Source organism: Marivita sp. GX14005, assembly GCF_023370775.1.
GTDB lineage: Bacteria > Pseudomonadota > Alphaproteobacteria > Rhodobacterales > Rhodobacteraceae > Marivita.
Map to the genome: position 1 here is coordinate 137,910 of NZ_JAMCCQ010000005.1, position 16,024 is coordinate 153,933.

The window sequence follows — 16,024 nt, forward strand, 5'->3', positions numbered from 1 at the left end:
GCTCAGTCGACCCGCACCGTCAGATGCCCCAGACCGTCGATCGACATTTCAAGCACATCGCCGCGCCCGACCGGGCCGACGCCCGAAGGCGTGCCGGTCAGAATCACATCGCCCGCTGAAAGCGTGAAATAGTCCGACAGGTAAGCGATCATCTGCGGCACCTTCCAGATCATCTGGTTGAGGTCGCCCTCCTGCCTCAACGCGCCATTGACCGACAGCGCGATGCGTCCGCGCGCCGGGTGGCCGACATCCTCGGCCGGGTGGATCGCGCCGCAGGGGGCGGAGCGTTCGAATGCCTTGCCGATTTCCCAGGGGCGCCCCTGTTTCTTGGCCTGCGCCTGCAAATCGCGGCGCGTCATGTCGAGAGCGAGCCCGTAGCCGAAAACGTGATCCAGCGCGTCACGGGCCGCGATGCCGCGCCCGCCGGATTTCAGCGCAACGAGCATCTCGGCCTCGTGATGAACGTCCCTTGAACGCGGGGGATAGGGAAAGTTGCCCGACGGATCGAGGTTGTCGGGGTTCTTCTGAAAGAAGAAAGGCGGCTCGCAATCCGGATCGTGCCCCATCTCGACCGCGTGGGCCGCGTAATTGCGTCCGATGCAATAGACACGGCGCACCGGAAATCGCGCATCGGTTCCCGAGACCGGCAGGGAAACGGGTGTCGGCGGGGGGATCACATAGGGGTTCATCTTGCGCAGCGCCATGCGTGCCGGACCTGTCTTGAACGCATGTTTCGCCTTTCGATCAGATGCTTGCATCGGCAGATTGCACCGTAAAGCGCAGGCCGCGCCAGAGGCGATTTGAGCGAGGTCGCGAAAGCGTGGCTATTGCGTGACGTTGGGTCACTTGGCTGCGGCGCGGACGTTTCTGCGCAACCGCGCTGCGCAGATGCGCGTTGCCCGAACAGGAGAGCGTGATGTCCGTCATGGCCGGTGCCGAAAATCTGCTGAAAAACTGCGCCGAACTGCAACGTGGCGAGCGGCTTTTGATTGCCTATGAGCCTGAAGGTCACGGCTATTTCGAAGGCGGTGTTCGCGCTGGGGTGGCGCAGGCCGCGCAGCGGATGGGTGCGCAGGTCACGCTTTTCGATGTCGGTTTCTCGCCCATCGCCACCGCGTTGCCCCCTGAACTTCTCGCGCGGATGGAAGAGGCGGATGTGGTCGTCTTCCTTGCCCGGCTGGGCGATCAGTTGCGCTTTGCCGAGATGCCCGAACATCCGCGCATCGTCGTGAGTTTCGCGGTGTCCTGCGATATGCTGGGATCGCCATTCGCCACGCTGTCGCATGGAGCGATGCTGCGGCTCAGGGATTGCGTCACCGCTGCTCTGGACGCCGCGGCCGAGGTGCATCTGGGCTGTCCACGCGGCACGGATTGCCGGGGCCGGCCCGTCATGCCGCCTGCCGAGAGCGGCGGGACGACGCTGCGCCGGTTTCCGATGTCCGTTTCCAAACCCGTTCCGGCGCTGTCCTTTTCGGGAAGGATCGCGCCTTGCGGCTTCCTCATTGGAACGGGGGCGGATTTCTACACGCCCTATAGCGTCGAATTCGATGGCAGGTTGCTGGCCATCATGGAAAACGGCCGGCTTTTGGGGTTCGAAGGCGAGGCCGGTGACGTGGCTGCGGCAAACGCGCAATATGACCGGGTGGCGGAGCGGTTCGGGATCGACCGCAATGCCATCCATTCCTGGCATGCCGGGATACACCCTGCCTGCGCCTATCGCGAACCTGCACGAAAGAATTACGAATGTTGGGGCGGTCTGGCCTTCGGCAACCCGCGCATCCTGCATTTCCACAGTTGCGGCGCATTCGCGCCCGGCGAGATATCTCTCAACGTGCTCGATCCGACGATCGAGATCGATGGCGTTGCCATCTGGGAGAGCGGCCGGCTTTGCCCCGAGCGGTTGCCGGGCGGGGCGGCGCTTCTGTCCGACCATCCCGATCTGGCGCGGCTGGTCGCGGACCCGGATCGCCGCGTCGGGCTTTGAACCGATCAGGTGCGGCGTCGCCGCTCCAGCCGGCGGAACAGCATCGACAGGCCGAAGCAGATCACGAAATAGAACGCCGCCGTGGTGATCCACGCCTCGAAGATCATGCGCGTGGAGGCGACGAGCTCGACCGTCTTGAAGGTCAGTTCCTGAACGGAAATCAGCGAGATGATCGCGCTGTCCTTGATCAGGGTGATGAATTGGTTTGCCAAAGGCGGCAGCACGCGGGTCAGCGCCTGCGGCAGCACGATATAGCGCATTTCCTGATATCGGCTCATCCCGATGGAGCGCGCGCCTTCGCGCTGGCCCTTTTCGATGGATTGGATGCCGGCGCGGATGATCTCTCCGACAAAGGCGCTTTCGAAGAGCGCCAGAACGATCACGCCCGATACGAGCGAGGGAAAGCGGCGCATGTCGCCGAAGAAAAACTCCCAGATGCCGGGATTGTCGGACCGCGCGATCCCGCGCGCCCAGCTTTCGATGTTCAGCGCCTCGATCAGCTGTTGTGACAGGAAAAAGAAGAAGATGAAGATCACCACGACGGGCGGGATATTGCGCAGCACTTCCAGATAGGTCCGCGCCAGCATCCGCACCGTCAGGTTGGCCGAACAGCGCGCGATGCCCAGAACGGTGCCGAGCACGAGCGCGAGGATGCTGGCGTAGATCGAGATGCGGATCGTCGTGATGAGCCCCTGCAAGAGCAGGTTTGCGAACCATTCTTCGCGGCCCGTGTGGTAGCGCAGGATGAAATCCGGGATCAGGTGCCATCGCCAATTGTAGTTCAGCGAGCCGTCGATCTTCCACCAGATGTAGCCGAAAAACCCCGCCAGCAGGGCGAGGACGAGCCAATCGAGCCAATGGAGTTTCCTGATCGTCTTCACCCTGCGCCTTTCGGGTAGGCTCCCCGGACGAAGCCGGGGCGCGCGATTGTCACTGTGCGACCTGGTCTTTCCAGTCGTCGCCGCGGAACCAGTAATCGTGGCGCGCCTTCAGCCAGCCGGTATTCGCCTTGTGCGTGATCCAGCTGTTGAAGAAAGCCAGCGCATCAGGATCGCCCTTGCGCAGCGCGAAGCCTTCGCCGCCGGCGCCGAAGGCCTGATCGAAGGGCACGCTGAGCACATCGGGATTGGCGCGGGCCTCATCCGATGGGCTCGGCTCTGCCATCATGGTGGCGTGGGCGTTGCCGTTCAGCACCTCCTGCGTGGCAGCGCCGTCTTCGTCGAAAAGCAGCAGCTCGGCCTTGGGAAACATCTCCGCGATGGTGGTGGCGGGGGTGGCGCCGCGGCGGGCGGCGAAGGTGACATCGGGGCTGTTGTAGTCCTCGAGCGTAAACCCTTCGGTCATGGCGGTATTGGCGAGGATCGTCAGCCCGGAATAGGCATAGGGCACGGTGAAATTGACGGTCAGGTTCCGCTGGGGCGTGATCGTCATACCGCTGATGATCGTGTCGAAATTGCCGGAAACAAGCGCCGGGATGATGCCGTCCCAGCTGGTGGGCACGAACTCCGCCTCCACGCCCATATCCTTGGCCAGCTCGCGCCCGACATCGAGTTCGAACCCGATCAGATCGCCATTCAGATCGCGCATCGACCACGGCTTGAAGATTGAAAGCCCGATCTTGATGACGCCGCGTTTCTTGATCGTTTCGATCACGCTTTCATCGGCCAGCTTTTGCGTCACGTCCTGCGCCAGCGCCGGCAGCGCCGCGCCGGCGACCGACAATGCCAATGCCCCGGCGATGAGCCGTCTTGTGAATTTCATCCTCTGTCTCCCTGATTAAGGCGCAGGTTGCACAGCGCCGATTAAGATTCCGTTGCATACCGCTTTTCGAGCAGCGTCACGCCGATGGACAGCGCCAGCGTCAGGGCCATATAGACCGCTGCGATCGTGAACCAAATTTCAAAACTCATGTAGGTGTCCGAGATGATGTTGCGCCCGATGGTCGTCAGCTCGGCCACGGCGATCACGCTGACGATGGCCGATGATTTGATGACATGCACGGCCTCGCCGGTCATCGGCGGCAGCATGAAGCGGACGGATTGCGGCAACACGATATAGCGATAGGCCTGCGCCCGCGACATGCCGATGGAGGTCGCGGCTTCCCATTGGCCTTTTGGCACTGCGTTGATCGCCGCGCGCAGGATCTCCGAGATCAGCACGGAATGGAACACCGCGAGCGTCAGGATGCTGGCCCAGTAACGGTCGAACCCGAAGATTGGGCCGAGGACGTAGTAAAAAAGGTAAAGCAGCACCAGAAGCGGGATGTTGCGGATGAGTTCGAGATAGCCGATCGCAACCCCGGTGCAGACGATCAGCCCAGAGAGCCGCAAGAGCGCCGTCACCAGCCCCAGCGCAATGGCCAGCGCGAAGGCCGTGGCCGAGAGCGTGACCGTCTTGACCAGACCGATGCTGATTTCGCCCCATTGGAACCCGTTCTCGGTGACGGTGTAGAAATATTGCGGGATCCGATACCACTGCCAGTTATATCCCATCGCCTGCGCGCCGCCATAAGCCAGCCAGACCAGACCGCCGACGATCACGGCATAGAGCACCACCGAAAACGTCACCGAGTCCACGGTTCGGGCGAAGGGGCTTCGGCCGGGTAGAGGGCGGCCGCGCGGGGTGAAGGCAGGCTCGGCCATGCTCACATCAATGCTCCAGGATCTGATCGAGAAACGCGCGGCATCGTTTGCTTTTCGGGGCGGTGAAGAATGTCTCCGGCGGGGCGGTCTCGACGATCTCGCCGGCATCCATGAAGACCATCGTATCGGCGACCTTGCGGGCAAAGCCCATCTCATGCGTGACGACCACCATCGTCATGCCGGTGCCGGCCAGTTCGACCATCACGTCGAGCACCTCGCCGATCATCTCGGGATCGAGCGCCGATGTCGGCTCGTCGAACAGCATGATGCGGCTTTCCATGCAGAGCGAGCGCGCGATGGCGACGCGTTGCTGTTGGCCGCCCGACAGGGCGCGCGGGTATTTGTCGGCCTGTTCGGGGATATGCACCCGCTCCAGATATTTGCGCGCCGTCGCCTCGGCCTCGGCCCTGGGAACGCCGCGCACCTTGATCGGGCCGATGGTCAGGTTTTCCAGAACCGTCAGATGCGGAAAGAGGTTGAACTGCTGGAACACCATGCCGACCTCCTGGCGCAGACGGGAAATCTGCCGGGAATTTTCGTGCACCTCGATCCCGTCCACCGTCAGCACGCCGGAGTCGTGGAATTCCAGCCCGTTGATACAGCGGATCAGGGTCGATTTGCCCGATCCCGAAGGGCCGCAGACCACCATGCGTTCGCCTTCGCGCACGGTGAGCGTGATGTCCTTGAGAGCGTGGAAATCGCCGTAGAACTTGTCGACGTGATCGAAGGATATGATGGGCAATTTACCCGTCATGCCGAAATGCCATCCGTGCTCATCCTCGTAGTTTTGCGCATTCGACCGTGATGGGCCCAGATGCACCGCCCTTTATAGCATCGTTTCACGGCAAGCAGATGTCATGCCGCCCCGGCGCCGTGCCGCGCGCTTGACTTAGCGCTGCGATGCGGCGGGGCGAGGCCGATTTCAGGAATTCTCCGCAGAGCTTTTCGACGGCGCGGCTTCCAGCGGATGCTGGGCCAGCTCATGCGCGATGTCGTCGTCGATCGGCGTGTCGAAGGTGTTGAGAATATAGCCCAGCGTCGAATAGAAGCCGACCGTGGCGATCAGATCGAACGCGCCATCCTTTCCGGCAAGCGCGAAAAGCTCTTCCAGCGTGCCGGATGCGATGCGTTTGTGCGTCACAAGGTCATCCACGGCTTTTGCCAGAACGCCATCCTGCTCGTCCATCTCGCCGATATCGCCCCGGATCGAGGCAATCCGTGCATCGTTCATTCCCAACTTGCGCGCGCGCACGACGTGATGCGCCCATTCATAGGGCGAGCCGAGATGCACTGCGGCGCGCAGGATGACGATCTCGCTGAACTCTGCGCCGAGGCTGGTATCGATCACGACATGACGCCGCAGATCGGCCCAGGCCCGCACGAGCGCGGGGTGATGTGCCATCACGCGGTAGACATTGGCCGAGCCGAGAAAGCCGCCGCGAAACTCCGCCAAAGCCTCTGGCCAGTCGGCATCGGGAATGGGCGGGCAGGCGGTTCGGGATGACATGGCAAAGACCTTCGGTTAGAGCGGACGCGCGACTATCGGCGCAGAGCGGGGGAGGATGCAAGCGCAGCGGAACTCTTTTTGCCGCGATAGCGTTATCCCGCCCTGACCGGCGCCCGCGCGCCGGATCGATTTTCTAGTGAAGCAGGACAGGCATGGAAGAGATTGAAAAGGTTGGCAATGGCATCTGGGACAAGCTGGGCGCCATGTTCACAACGGAAATATATAACGGCAAATCCCTTGCCGATCTTCTGACGCTCGAAGCGCTCATGTCGCTCGTCGGCAACATCATCGCGGCGGCGCTGATCCTGATCCTCGGTTTCGTGATTTCCGGCATGGCGCGCCGCCGGATCATCCGGCTCAGCGAGACGCATCCCCGCCTCGATGAGACGCTGTTCAAGTTCCTCGGCGATATGGCCCGTTACACCGTGCTGGCCTTCACCGGGCTTTTCGTTCTCAACACGTTCGGCGTGCAGACCACCTCCATCGTTGCGGTGATCGGTGCCGCCGGCCTTGCCATTGGCCTCGCGCTTCAGGGCACCTTGTCGAACGTGGCTGCCGGGGTGATGCTGATCTTCTTCAGGCCGCTGAAAACCGGCGATTTCGTCGAGGTGAACGGCGTTGTCGGCACGGTGAAGGAAATCACGCTGAACTACACCGAGATCGCGGATATGGGCAATGTGAAGGTCGTCGTGCCCAATTCCGAGGTCTGGGGCAACACGATCAAGAATTACTCGGTCTATGACACGCGCCGCGCGGAATGGACCTTCGGTGTCGGCTACGGCGCGAACCTTGCGCAGGCCGAAGAGGTGATCCGCGATACGATCATGTCCGATCCGCGCTCCCACAGCAAGCCCGAGCCGTTCATCCAGGTCAACGGGCTGAATGCGAGCAGCGTCGATTTCCTCGTCCGCGTCTGGTGTTCGGCTGGCGATTACTTCCAGTATCAGGCGGATATGAAACGCGCGGTCAAGGAAGCGCTGGATGCCGCCGGTGTGGACATTCCGTTCCCCACCCGCACCGTCCATGTGCAGCGCGATGACGCGGAGGCGGAGGCGGCGGCTGAGGCTGCCGAATAGGGCTCAGCGCGGGGCGATCACCACTTCTGTGTCCCACCCCGCGCAGCGTTCTTGCAGATCGCCCGGCAGTGGCGCGTCGGTGAAGAAGGTATCGACCGCCTCCAGCGACGCGATCCGCGCCGGCGCGCTGCGCTTGAACTTGGAAGCGTCGGCAACGAGGAAGGTCTGGCGCGATTGGCGCAGGATCGACTGGCTGACGCCGACTTCCTGAATGTCGAAATCCAGCAGATCGCCATCGCGGTCGAGCGCCGAGCAGCCGATGATCGCCAGATCGAACTTGAATTGCAGGATCGTTTCGGTCGCCAGCTTGCCCACCAGCCCGCCATCGGCGCGGCGCAGATTGCCGCCCGTCACCACGACCTGACATTCGGGCGTTTCCACAAGGATATTGGCGACGTTCATGTTGTTCGTGACCACCAGCATATCGGTATGCCGGCGCAATTCGCGCGCCACCGCTTCGGTGCTGGTGCCGATATTGAGAAAGAGCGAGATGTTGTTCGGGATCCGCTCCGCGCAAGCGCGCGCGATGGCGCTCTTGGCATCGAGATTGAGCCGGCGTCGTTCCTCGTAGCCGATATTGCTCGTGCCCGAGGGCAGCATCGCACCGCCATGCACGCGTTCGAGCTGACCGTCCTCGGCCAGATCGCTCAGATCGCGGCGGATGGTCTGCAGCGTCACCCCGAAATGCTGCGCCAGACCCTCGACCGTGACCTTGCCGTCGCGGCGGGCGATTTCAAGAATATCCTTGTGGCGAAACGCGTGTGACATCGGCTGGCGGGTCCATTCTGGCGGTCGGGTTCGGAGATGTTCGGTTTTCGGGTCGTCTGCTTCTCCGGGCGGGGTTTTTTTCCAGCATAGTGTCGGGAAATGCCGCAAGACCAGAAAAATTTTGCAGCCCTTTCATGGAGATGCGCGCAAACGAACATAAACGAAAGTTTATGCTTGCGAAGCGCGGATGTGATTGCCATAGTTTCCGCAAGGGCATTGCGATGGGGGAGGTGGCGCGTGACGAATCGCTCGGATCCGGTCGACATCTTTATCATCGGCGGAGGCATCAATGGTTGCGGCATCGCGCGCGATGCGTCAGGGCGCGGCTTGTCGGTGACGCTTGCCGAGATGCACGATCTGGCATCCGCCACCTCTTCGGCGTCGACCAAGCTCTTCCATGGCGGGTTGCGCTATCTCGAATATTTCGAATTCCGGCTGGTGCGCGAGGCGCTGATCGAACGCGAAGTTCTGCTTAAGGCGATGCCCCATATCAGTTGGCCGATGCGTTTTGTCCTTCCCTATCATAAGGATATGCGCTTCGAATCCGATACGCCGACATCGAAGCTGCTCGGGCTGGCCATGCCCTGGATGAAGGGGCGGCGGCCGTCATGGCTGATCCGGTTGGGGCTGTTCATGTATGACACCCTTGGCGGGCGGCAGATTTTGCCCGGCACCACCACGGTCAGTCTCGATGGAACGCCGGAGGGCGCGCCGCTCGAGGATCGCTTCTCGAAAGCGTATGAATATTCCGATTGCTGGGTCGAGGATTCGCGCCTCGTCGTGCTGAACGCACGCGATGCGGAGGCGCGCGGCGCGACGATCCTGACACGAACCAAGGTCGTGACGGCATCGCGCGAGGGTGATCTGTGGCGCGTGGAAACGCAAAATACCGAAAATGGCGAGACGCATGTTCACCGCGCCCGGATGCTCGTCAACGCGGGCGGGCCTTGGGTGGGCGATATCATCCAATCCAAGGTGCGGCTCAATTCCTCTGAAGGCGTGCGCCTCGTGCGCGGCTCGCATATCGTCACGCGCCGACTTTACGATCACGACAAGTGCTACTTCTTCCAGGGCACGGATGGCCGCATCATTTTCGCCATTCCCTATGAGACCGATTTCACGCTGATCGGCACCACCGATGCCGAACATGACGATCCGTCGCAAGAGCCTGTCTGCACGCCGGAAGAAAAGGCTTATCTCATCGATTTCGCGAACAGGTATTTCAAGCACGATATCAGCGATGACGATGTCGTCTGGACCTATTCCGGCGTGCGCCCGCTCTATGATGACGGCGCGAGCAGCGCGACGGCGGCGACGCGCGACTATACGCTGAAGGTCGATGCGAATGGCGGCGCGCCGATCCTCAATATCTTCGGCGGCAAGATCACCACCTATCGCCGGCTTGCGGAAAGCGCGCTGGACAGGATCGCCGACCACCTGCCGGTGGCGCGCGGCGACTGGACAGCCGGCGCGCCCTTGCCCGGCGGGGATTTCCCGGTGGACGCGGTGGAGCGCCTGATCGCCGATCTGCGCGCCCGCCACGGTTTCCTGACCGAGTTCTGGGCGCGCCGCCTGATCCGCGCCTACGGAACGGAGGCGACACAGGTTCTGGGCGATGCCGCGCAAGCGTCCGATCTGGGCCGCGATTTCGGTGCGAGCTTGACGGAATCGGAAGTGATCTGGCTCATGGAGAAGGAATATGCCCGCACGGCCGAAGATGTGGTCTGGCGGCGCAGCAAGCTTGGCCTGCGGATGAGCCGGGCGGAGATCGAGGCCCTGGACGCGTGGATGGCCGGGCACCGGCAATCGGTGTCGAAAGCGGCGGAATAGGGGGCGCTCATGTCGCTGGAACTCAGGAATGTGTCGAAAGTCGTGGAGGGGCAAACCCATATCCACCCCACCGACCTGACGCTGGAGAAGGGCACGATGAACGTGCTTCTGGGGCCGACCCTGTCGGGCAAGACCTCGCTGATGCGGCTGATGGCCGGGCTCGATCAGCCGGCGACGGGGCGGATCATCTGGCAGGGAGAGGATGTGACGGGCATGCGGGTTCAGGACCGCAAGGTCGCGATGGTCTACCAGCAATTCATCAACTACCCGTCGATGACCGTCTATGACAACATCGCCTCCCCGATGAAGCTGATGGGCGTGGACCGCGCCGAGATCGATGCGCGCGTGCGCGAGACTGCCGAGATGATGCAGCTGACCCCGATGCTGGAGCGCAAGCCGCTGGAGCTTTCGGGCGGCCAGCAGCAACGCTGCGCACTGGCGCGGGCGCTGGTCAAGAACGCGGGGCTCGTCCTGCTCGACGAGCCTTTGGCCAACCTCGATTACAAGCTGCGCGAGGAATTGCGGATCGAGATCCCGCGCATCTTCGAAGCCTCCGGGTCGATCTTCGTCTATGCCACGACCGAACCCGAAGAGGCGCTGCTTCTGGGCGGCAATACCGCAACGCTCTGGGAGGGGCGCGTCACGCAGTTCGGCCCGACGCCCGACGTCTACCGCCAGCCCGTCGATGCGACAACGGCGCGGGTGTTCAGCGACCCGCCGATGAATTTCCTCGACATCGAGAAACGGGGCGACCGGCTGACTTTCGGGGACGGACAATCCGCGCCCGCTGCGGGCAAGCTCGCCACGCTTCGAGATGGCGCCTACACCGCCGGGTTCCGCCCCAACCACCTGGAGATCGGCCAGCATGCGCCAGACGCCATGCCGTTCCGCGCGCGGCTGTCAGTGACGGAACTGACCGGCTCGGAAACCTTCATCCATCTCGATCATCACGGCGAACGCTGGGTCGGTCTGGTTCATGGAATTCACAACCTGTCCCTGGGCGAGGAGCTGACAGTCTGGCTCGACCCCCGGCATGTTTACGTGTTCGACGAGGCGGGCAATCTCGTCGCCCCCGCATCCTATGCGCTCGCGGCTTAAGGAGAGGTAAAGATGGCCCGGATCACCCTCGACAATCTCGCTCATTCCTATCTGCCCAATCCGGCGAGCGAGGCCGATTACGCGCTGAAGGAACTCAACCATGTCTGGGAAGACGGCGCGGCCTATGCGCTTCTCGGTGCGTCGGGTTGCGGAAAATCCACGCTTCTCAATATCATATCCGGGCTTCTTCAGCCAAGTCGCGGCCGCATCCTTTTCGATGATGAGGACGTGACCCACGCACCCACGGCGGCGCGCAACATCGCGCAAGTGTTCCAGTTTCCGGTCGTCTACGACACGATGACGGTGCGCGACAACCTGGCCTTCCCCCTGCGCAACCGCGGTCGCGACGAGGCCTATGTGGCCGAGCGTGTGCAGGAGATCGCGGCCATGATCGGAATGGAGGATGTGCTCTCCAAAAAGGCGCGCGGGCTGACGGCGGATGCCAAGCAGAAGATCAGCCTGGGGCGCGGCATGGTGCGCAAGGATGTCAACGCATTGCTCTTCGACGAGCCGCTGACGGTGATCGATCCGCATATGAAATGGGAATTGCGCACGCAGCTCAAGCGCCTGCATCAGGATTTCGGCCATACGATGATCTACGTCACGCATGACCAGACGGAGGCGCTGACCTTCGCCGACAAGGTGGTGGTGATGCATGACGGCCGCGTCGTGCAGATCGGCACGCCAGAGGAGCTTTTCGAACGGCCCGAGCACACCTTCGTCGGCTATTTTATCGGCTCGCCGGGCATGAATGTGCTGCCGGCAGAGATCGACGGCTCCACGGCACGTCTGGGCGCGTCGCAAATTCCGCTCGGTGCCGGTTATGGCGCGCTGTCCGGCAAGGTCGAGATCGGCGTGCGGCCGGAATTCCTGCGTTTGAGCCGGGAGGACGGGGTGCCCGTCACCATCCGCCGGGTGGAGGATGTGGGCCGCCACAAGATCGTGCGCGCGGCGCTTGAAGGGCATGAGATCAACATCATCGCGGACGAGGACGACGATATCGGGGCCGACCTGACCCGCGTCAGCTTCGATCCGGCGCATGTCAACGTGTATCTCGACGACTGGCGCGTCGCGCCGCAAGGGTCGCGATCTGTCGGGGAGGCCGCGTGATGAACAAGACCGTCAACCAGAAAGCTTGGTTTCTCGTCCTGCCGGTGCTGGTCCTCGTTGCGTTCTCGGCGGTGATCCCGCTGATGACGGTGGTGAATTACTCGGTGCAGGACACGTTCGGCAACAACCAGTTCTTCTGGGCCGGGCTCGAATGGTTCCGCGAAATGCTGCATGACGACCGGATGTGGAACGCGCTCGGGCGGCAGCTGATGTTTTCAGGCATAATCCTCGCCATCGAAGTGCCTCTGGGCATCTTCGTTGCACTCAACATGCCGAAAAGCGGGTTTTGGGCGAGCTTCTGCCTCGTTCTGATGTCGCTTCCGCTGCTCATCCCGTGGAACGTGGTAGGAACGATCTGGCAGATTTTCGGCCGTGTCGATATCGGGCTGCTTGGCTACACGCTCGATGCGCTGGGGATCGACTACAACTACACCCAAGATGTGCTGGCGGCCTGGGTGACGATCATCGTCATGGATGTTTGGCACTGGACCTCGCTGGTTGCGCTTCTGGCCTATGCAGGGCTGAAATCCATCCCCGATGCCTATTACCAGGCGGCCAAGATCGATCAGGCGAGCCGCTGGAAGGTGTTTCGCTATATCGAATTGCCGAAGATGGCCGGCGTTCTGATGATCGCGATCCTGCTGCGTTTCATGGACAGTTTCATGATCTACACCGAACCTTTCGTTGTCACCGGGGGCGGTCCGGGCAACGCCACGACGCTGCTGTCGATCGATTTGGTGAAGATGGCGCTGGGACAGTTCGATCTTGGCCCGGCGGCGGCGTTCAGCCTGATGTATTTCCTCGTTATCCTTCTGATTTCGTGGGTGTTTTACACCGTGATGGTCAATCTCGACAAGAGGGAGGGGTAGGGTGCTGTTGTTCATCGATAAAACGCCCGCGACCGGTGCGAAGCCAGAGGGGGGCCGTGCATGACCGATGCGACCGCAGACACCAAGCGCATTCCCGGCGATCTGACCGCCGGCGGCGCGAAACGGCGTGCCAAGGTCAAGGGATCGGCCGTCGTGATGGGGCTTTACCTGCTCTTTTTGCTGCTGCCGATCTACTGGCTGCTCAACATGAGCCTCAAGACGAATACCGAGATTCTGAACGATTTCACGCTCTGGCCGAACAACCTGACATTCGACAATTACCGCGTGATCCTGACCGACCCCAGTTGGTATATGGGCTACGTCAACTCGCTCATCTATGTCGTCATGAACACGGTGATTTCGCTCGCAGTGGCCTTGCCCGCCGCCTATGCGTTCAGCCGCTATCATTTCATGGGCGACAAGCACCTGTTCTTCTGGTTGCTGACCAACCGCATGGCCCCTCCGGCGGTCTTCGCGCTGCCGTTCTTCCAGCTCTATTCCAGCGTCGGCCTCTTCGACACGCATATCGCGGTGGCGCTGGCGCATTGCCTCTTCAACGTGCCTCTGGCGGTGTGGATTCTCGAAGGCTTCATGCGCGGCGTGCCGAAGGAAATCGACGAAACAGCCTATCTCGACGGCTACAGTTTCGGGCGGTTCTTCGTGCGGATTTTCATGCCGCTGATTTCCAGCGGCATCGGCGTGGCGGCGTTCTTCTGCTTCATGTTCTCGTGGGTCGAATTGCTGCTGAGCCGCACCCTGACCACGGTGGACGCCAAGCCCATCGCCGCCATCATGACCCGAACGCAGGGGGCAAGCGGCATCGACTGGGGCGTGCTGGCCGCGGCGGGCGTGCTGACCATCGTGCCGGGGGCGCTCGTGATCTATTTCGTGCGCAACTACATCGCCAAGGGCTTTGCCCTGGGGAGGGTGTGATGCAACGTTTCGTCAACCTTTCCAGCGTCGCCCTCGGGCTTGGTCGCTTCACAACGGACCGGAGGACCGCCTGATGGATCTTTCATGGATGGCATGGACATGGCCCACAGCGATCTTCTTCATGGTGATCGCGGGCCTGCTGATCCTCTTCACGTTCCTCGCGATCAAGTTCCCCGAGACGCCGCGCACCGGCATCTTGCGGATCGAGACGACGCGGGGCGACCGTCTGTTCATCACGCTTCTGGGCAGCGCCTTTATCAACCTCGCCTGGCTCGGGCTGGTGGGCGAAAATCAGCCCTGGGCGCTGGCGGTCTGTGCGATTTACGCGGCGGCGGTGTTCCGTTGGGTGTAGCGAAACAATCAACCGAAGTTCCAAACACAGGGAGGAACCAAAATGAAACTCAACCTCAAATCCTCGACGGCGGCATTGCTGATCCTCGCGGGTCCAGCCTTTGCCGATATGGAGGCCGCCAAGGCATTCCTCGACGAAGAGATCGGCGATCTCTCGGCGCTCAGCCGCGCCCAGCAGGAAGAAGAGATGCAATGGTTCATAGATGCGGCCGAGCCCTTCCAGGGCATGGATATCAAGGTCGTCTCGGAAACCATCACAACGCATGAATACGAAAGCCAGGTTCTCGCGCCCGCTTTCGAGGCGATCACCGGGATCAAGGTCACGCATGACCTGATCGGCGAAGGCGACGTGGTCGAAAAACTGCAGACGCAAATGCAGTCGGGCGAGAACATCTATGACGCCTATATCAACGATTCCGATCTGATCGGCACGCATTGGCGCTATCAGCAGGTGCGCAACCTGACCGACTGGATGGCGGGCGAAGGCGCGGATGTGACCAACCCGATGCTCGATCTCGACGATTTCATCGGCACCGAGTTCACCACCGCGCCCGATGGCAAGCTCTACCAGTTGCCCGATCAGCAATTCGCGAACCTCTACTGGTTCCGCTATGACTGGTTCAACGACGAAAAGAACCAGGCCGATTTCAAGGAACAGTTCGGCTACGATCTGGGCGTTCCGGTCAACTGGGCGGCCTATGAGGATATCGCGGAGTTCTTCACCGGCCGCGATCTGAGCCACATGGGCGTCGACGGTGAAGTCTTCGGCAACATGGATTACGGCAAGAAGGATCCCTCGCTCGGTTGGCGCTATACCGACGCCTGGATGTCGATGGCCGGGATGGGATCGGAAGGCGAACCCAACGGCTTGCCGGTCGATGAATGGGGCATCCGCGTGAACGATGCGGGCCAGCCGGTCGGCTCCTGCGTTGCGCGCGGCGGGGCCACCAATTCGCCCGCGGCGGTCTATGCCGTGACCAAGGCGATCGAATGGCTTGAAAAGTATTCGCCCCCCGCGGCCGCCGGCATGACCTTTTCGGAAGCGGGCCCGATCCCGGCGCAGGGCAACGTGGCGCAGCAAATGTTCTGGTATACCGCCTTCACCGCCGACACGGTCAAACCCGGCCTGCCGGTGATGAACGAGGACGGCACGCCGAAATGGCGCATGGCGCCGAGCCCTCATGGAGTCTACTGGACCGAAGGCACCAAGATCGGCTATCAGGACGTGGGCAGCTGGACGCTGATGAAATCCACCCCCGAAGAGCGCGCCAAGGCGGCCTGGCTCTATGCGCAATTCGTCACCTCCAAGACGGTGGATGTGAAGAAGAGCCATGTCGGTCTGACCTTCATCCGCGACAGCTCGATCAATCACGAGAGCTTCACCGAACGGGCGGACAAGCTTGGCGGGCTGGTCGAATTCTACCGCTCCCCGGCGCGCACGGCCTGGTCGCCCACGGGCACCAACGTGCCGGATTATCCCAAGCTGGCGCAACTTTGGTGGCAGAATATCGGTGATGCCATGTCCGGTGCCAAAACCCCGCAAGAGGCTCTCGATGCGCTTTGCGCAGATCAGGAGCGCGTGCTTGAACGGCTGGAACGTGCCGGCATCCAGGGCGATATCGGCCCCAAGCTGAACGAGGAGCGCGACCCGGAATACTGGCTCAGTCAGGAAGGCTCGCCCAAGGCGAAACTGGAGAATGAGGACGAGGAGCCGCAGACCGTCTCCTATGACGAGTTGATCAAGTCCTGGGAGCAATAAAGCCCGGCACCCGTCATCCTCGGGCCAGACCCGAGGGTCTCCGGACAATGAGATCACCGGGTCAAGCCCGGTGCTGACGGGAACAGAAAAACTGTCA

General features: G+C 61.9%; 16 protein-coding genes. 9 read left to right on the forward strand and 7 right to left on the reverse strand.

Going from position 1 to position 16,024, the window contains the following annotated elements; translation table 11 throughout:
- Positions 1-2: 2 nt before the first annotated feature.
- On the reverse strand, positions 3-689 hold the full coding sequence (locus M3465_RS14595) for a fumarylacetoacetate hydrolase family protein (RefSeq protein ID WP_249502733.1): 687 nt from the start codon (positions 687-689) through the stop codon (positions 3-5).
- Between the two features lie 227 nt (positions 690-916).
- Between M3465_RS14595 and M3465_RS14600 the strand changes: the two genes are divergently transcribed.
- Positions 917-1,984, forward strand: coding sequence for a M29 family metallopeptidase (locus M3465_RS14600; RefSeq protein ID WP_249502510.1), 1,068 nt, complete (start codon positions 917-919; stop codon positions 1,982-1,984).
- 5 nt (positions 1,985-1,989) lie between these two features.
- Here the strand turns inward: M3465_RS14600 and M3465_RS14605 are convergent, their stop codons facing one another.
- From M3465_RS14605 to M3465_RS14625, 5 genes are all read right to left on the reverse strand, one after another.
- Positions 1,990-2,865 (reverse strand): amino acid ABC transporter permease, encoded by an 876-nt coding sequence (locus tag M3465_RS14605; RefSeq protein ID WP_249502511.1) that lies wholly within the window; start codon positions 2,863-2,865, stop codon positions 1,990-1,992.
- Between the two features lie 49 nt (positions 2,866-2,914).
- Entirely contained in the window at positions 2,915-3,745 is an 831-nt protein-coding gene (locus M3465_RS14610) for a transporter substrate-binding domain-containing protein (RefSeq protein WP_249502512.1), read from the reverse strand.
- A gap of 41 nt (positions 3,746-3,786) precedes the next feature.
- The gene (locus M3465_RS14615; protein WP_249502513.1) at positions 3,787-4,626 is read right to left on the reverse strand and encodes an amino acid ABC transporter permease; all 840 of its coding nucleotides are present in this window, start codon (positions 4,624-4,626) and stop codon (positions 3,787-3,789) included.
- 7 nt (positions 4,627-4,633) lie between these two features.
- Complete coding sequence (locus M3465_RS14620; protein ID WP_249502514.1) at positions 4,634-5,380, reverse strand: amino acid ABC transporter ATP-binding protein; 747 nt, start codon at positions 5,378-5,380, stop codon at positions 4,634-4,636.
- Between the two features lie 168 nt (positions 5,381-5,548).
- Positions 5,549-6,133: a carboxymuconolactone decarboxylase family protein gene (locus M3465_RS14625; protein ID WP_249502515.1), complete on the reverse strand. Its 585-nt coding sequence runs from the start codon at positions 6,131-6,133 to the stop codon at positions 5,549-5,551.
- A gap of 152 nt (positions 6,134-6,285) precedes the next feature.
- On the opposite strand from M3465_RS14625, the gene M3465_RS14630 reads away from it, so the two are divergent.
- Complete coding sequence (locus M3465_RS14630; RefSeq protein ID WP_249502516.1) at positions 6,286-7,209, forward strand: mechanosensitive ion channel family protein; 924 nt, start codon at positions 6,286-6,288, stop codon at positions 7,207-7,209.
- A gap of 3 nt (positions 7,210-7,212) precedes the next feature.
- Here M3465_RS14630 and M3465_RS14635 read toward each other — a convergent pair whose 3' ends face one another.
- A complete protein-coding gene (locus tag M3465_RS14635) occupies positions 7,213-7,977 on the reverse strand; it encodes a DeoR/GlpR family DNA-binding transcription regulator (protein WP_249502517.1) in 765 nt (254 codons plus the stop codon).
- Between the two features lie 237 nt (positions 7,978-8,214).
- Here M3465_RS14635 and glpD point away from each other — a divergent pair, with 237 nt between their 5' ends.
- The 7 genes from glpD (at position 8,215) to M3465_RS14670 (ending at position 15,927) form a co-directional block, all read left to right on the forward strand.
- The gene (gene glpD / locus M3465_RS14640; RefSeq protein ID WP_249502518.1) at positions 8,215-9,807 is read left to right on the forward strand and encodes a glycerol-3-phosphate dehydrogenase; all 1,593 of its coding nucleotides are present in this window, start codon (positions 8,215-8,217) and stop codon (positions 9,805-9,807) included.
- Positions 9,808-9,816: 9 nt separating this feature from the next.
- A complete protein-coding gene (locus M3465_RS14645) occupies positions 9,817-10,905 on the forward strand; it encodes an ABC transporter ATP-binding protein (protein ID WP_249502519.1) in 1,089 nt (362 codons plus the stop codon).
- 12 nt (positions 10,906-10,917) lie between these two features.
- Complete coding sequence (locus tag M3465_RS14650) at positions 10,918-12,015, forward strand: ABC transporter ATP-binding protein (protein ID WP_249502520.1); 1,098 nt, start codon at positions 10,918-10,920, stop codon at positions 12,013-12,015.
- Positions 12,015-12,884, forward strand: a complete 870-nt coding sequence (locus tag M3465_RS14655; RefSeq protein ID WP_249502521.1) for a carbohydrate ABC transporter permease — start codon at positions 12,015-12,017, stop codon at positions 12,882-12,884. Before M3465_RS14650 ends, M3465_RS14655 begins: the two co-directional genes overlap by 1 nt.
- 60 nt (positions 12,885-12,944) lie before the next feature.
- Positions 12,945-13,817 carry a carbohydrate ABC transporter permease gene (locus M3465_RS14660; RefSeq protein ID WP_249502522.1) on the forward strand — a complete coding sequence of 291 codons (873 nt, stop codon included), beginning with the start codon at positions 12,945-12,947 and terminating at the stop codon, positions 13,815-13,817.
- Positions 13,818-13,890: 73 nt separating this feature from the next.
- On the forward strand, positions 13,891-14,169 hold the full coding sequence (locus M3465_RS14665) for a DUF2160 domain-containing protein (protein ID WP_249502523.1): 279 nt from the start codon (positions 13,891-13,893) through the stop codon (positions 14,167-14,169).
- 42 nt (positions 14,170-14,211) lie between these two features.
- A complete protein-coding gene (locus tag M3465_RS14670) occupies positions 14,212-15,927 on the forward strand; it encodes an ABC transporter substrate-binding protein (protein ID WP_249502524.1) in 1,716 nt (571 codons plus the stop codon).
- Positions 15,928-16,024: the final 97 nt, after the last annotated feature.

What these genes read in the sequence shown, in the direction of transcription:
- M3465_RS14635 (WP_249502517.1), bottom strand. Translation starts at nt 7,977, where the DNA reads ATGTCACACGCGTTTCGCCACAAGGATATTCTTGAAATCGCCCGCCGC.
- M3465_RS14625 (WP_249502515.1), bottom strand. Translation starts at nt 6,133, where the DNA reads ATGTCATCCCGAACCGCCTGCCCGCCCATTCCCGATGCCGACTGGCCA.
- M3465_RS14645 (WP_249502519.1), top strand. Translation starts at nt 9,817, where the DNA reads ATGTCGCTGGAACTCAGGAATGTGTCGAAAGTCGTGGAGGGGCAAACC.
- M3465_RS14615 (WP_249502513.1), bottom strand. Translation starts at nt 4,626, where the DNA reads ATGGCCGAGCCTGCCTTCACCCCGCGCGGCCGCCCTCTACCCGGCCGA.
- M3465_RS14660 (WP_249502522.1), top strand. Translation starts at nt 12,945, where the DNA reads ATGACCGATGCGACCGCAGACACCAAGCGCATTCCCGGCGATCTGACC.
- M3465_RS14595 (WP_249502733.1), bottom strand. Translation starts at nt 689, where the DNA reads ATGAACCCCTATGTGATCCCCCCGCCGACACCCGTTTCCCTGCCGGTC.
- M3465_RS14665 (WP_249502523.1), top strand. Translation starts at nt 13,891, where the DNA reads ATGGATCTTTCATGGATGGCATGGACATGGCCCACAGCGATCTTCTTC.
- M3465_RS14610 (WP_249502512.1), bottom strand. Translation starts at nt 3,745, where the DNA reads ATGAAATTCACAAGACGGCTCATCGCCGGGGCATTGGCATTGTCGGTC.
- M3465_RS14600 (WP_249502510.1), top strand. Translation starts at nt 917, where the DNA reads ATGTCCGTCATGGCCGGTGCCGAAAATCTGCTGAAAAACTGCGCCGAA.
- M3465_RS14620 (WP_249502514.1), bottom strand. Translation starts at nt 5,380, where the DNA reads ATGACGGGTAAATTGCCCATCATATCCTTCGATCACGTCGACAAGTTC.
- M3465_RS14650 (WP_249502520.1), top strand. Translation starts at nt 10,918, where the DNA reads ATGGCCCGGATCACCCTCGACAATCTCGCTCATTCCTATCTGCCCAAT.
- M3465_RS14630 (WP_249502516.1), top strand. Translation starts at nt 6,286, where the DNA reads ATGGAAGAGATTGAAAAGGTTGGCAATGGCATCTGGGACAAGCTGGGC.
- M3465_RS14670 (WP_249502524.1), top strand. Translation starts at nt 14,212, where the DNA reads ATGAAACTCAACCTCAAATCCTCGACGGCGGCATTGCTGATCCTCGCG.
- M3465_RS14655 (WP_249502521.1), top strand. Translation starts at nt 12,015, where the DNA reads ATGAACAAGACCGTCAACCAGAAAGCTTGGTTTCTCGTCCTGCCGGTG.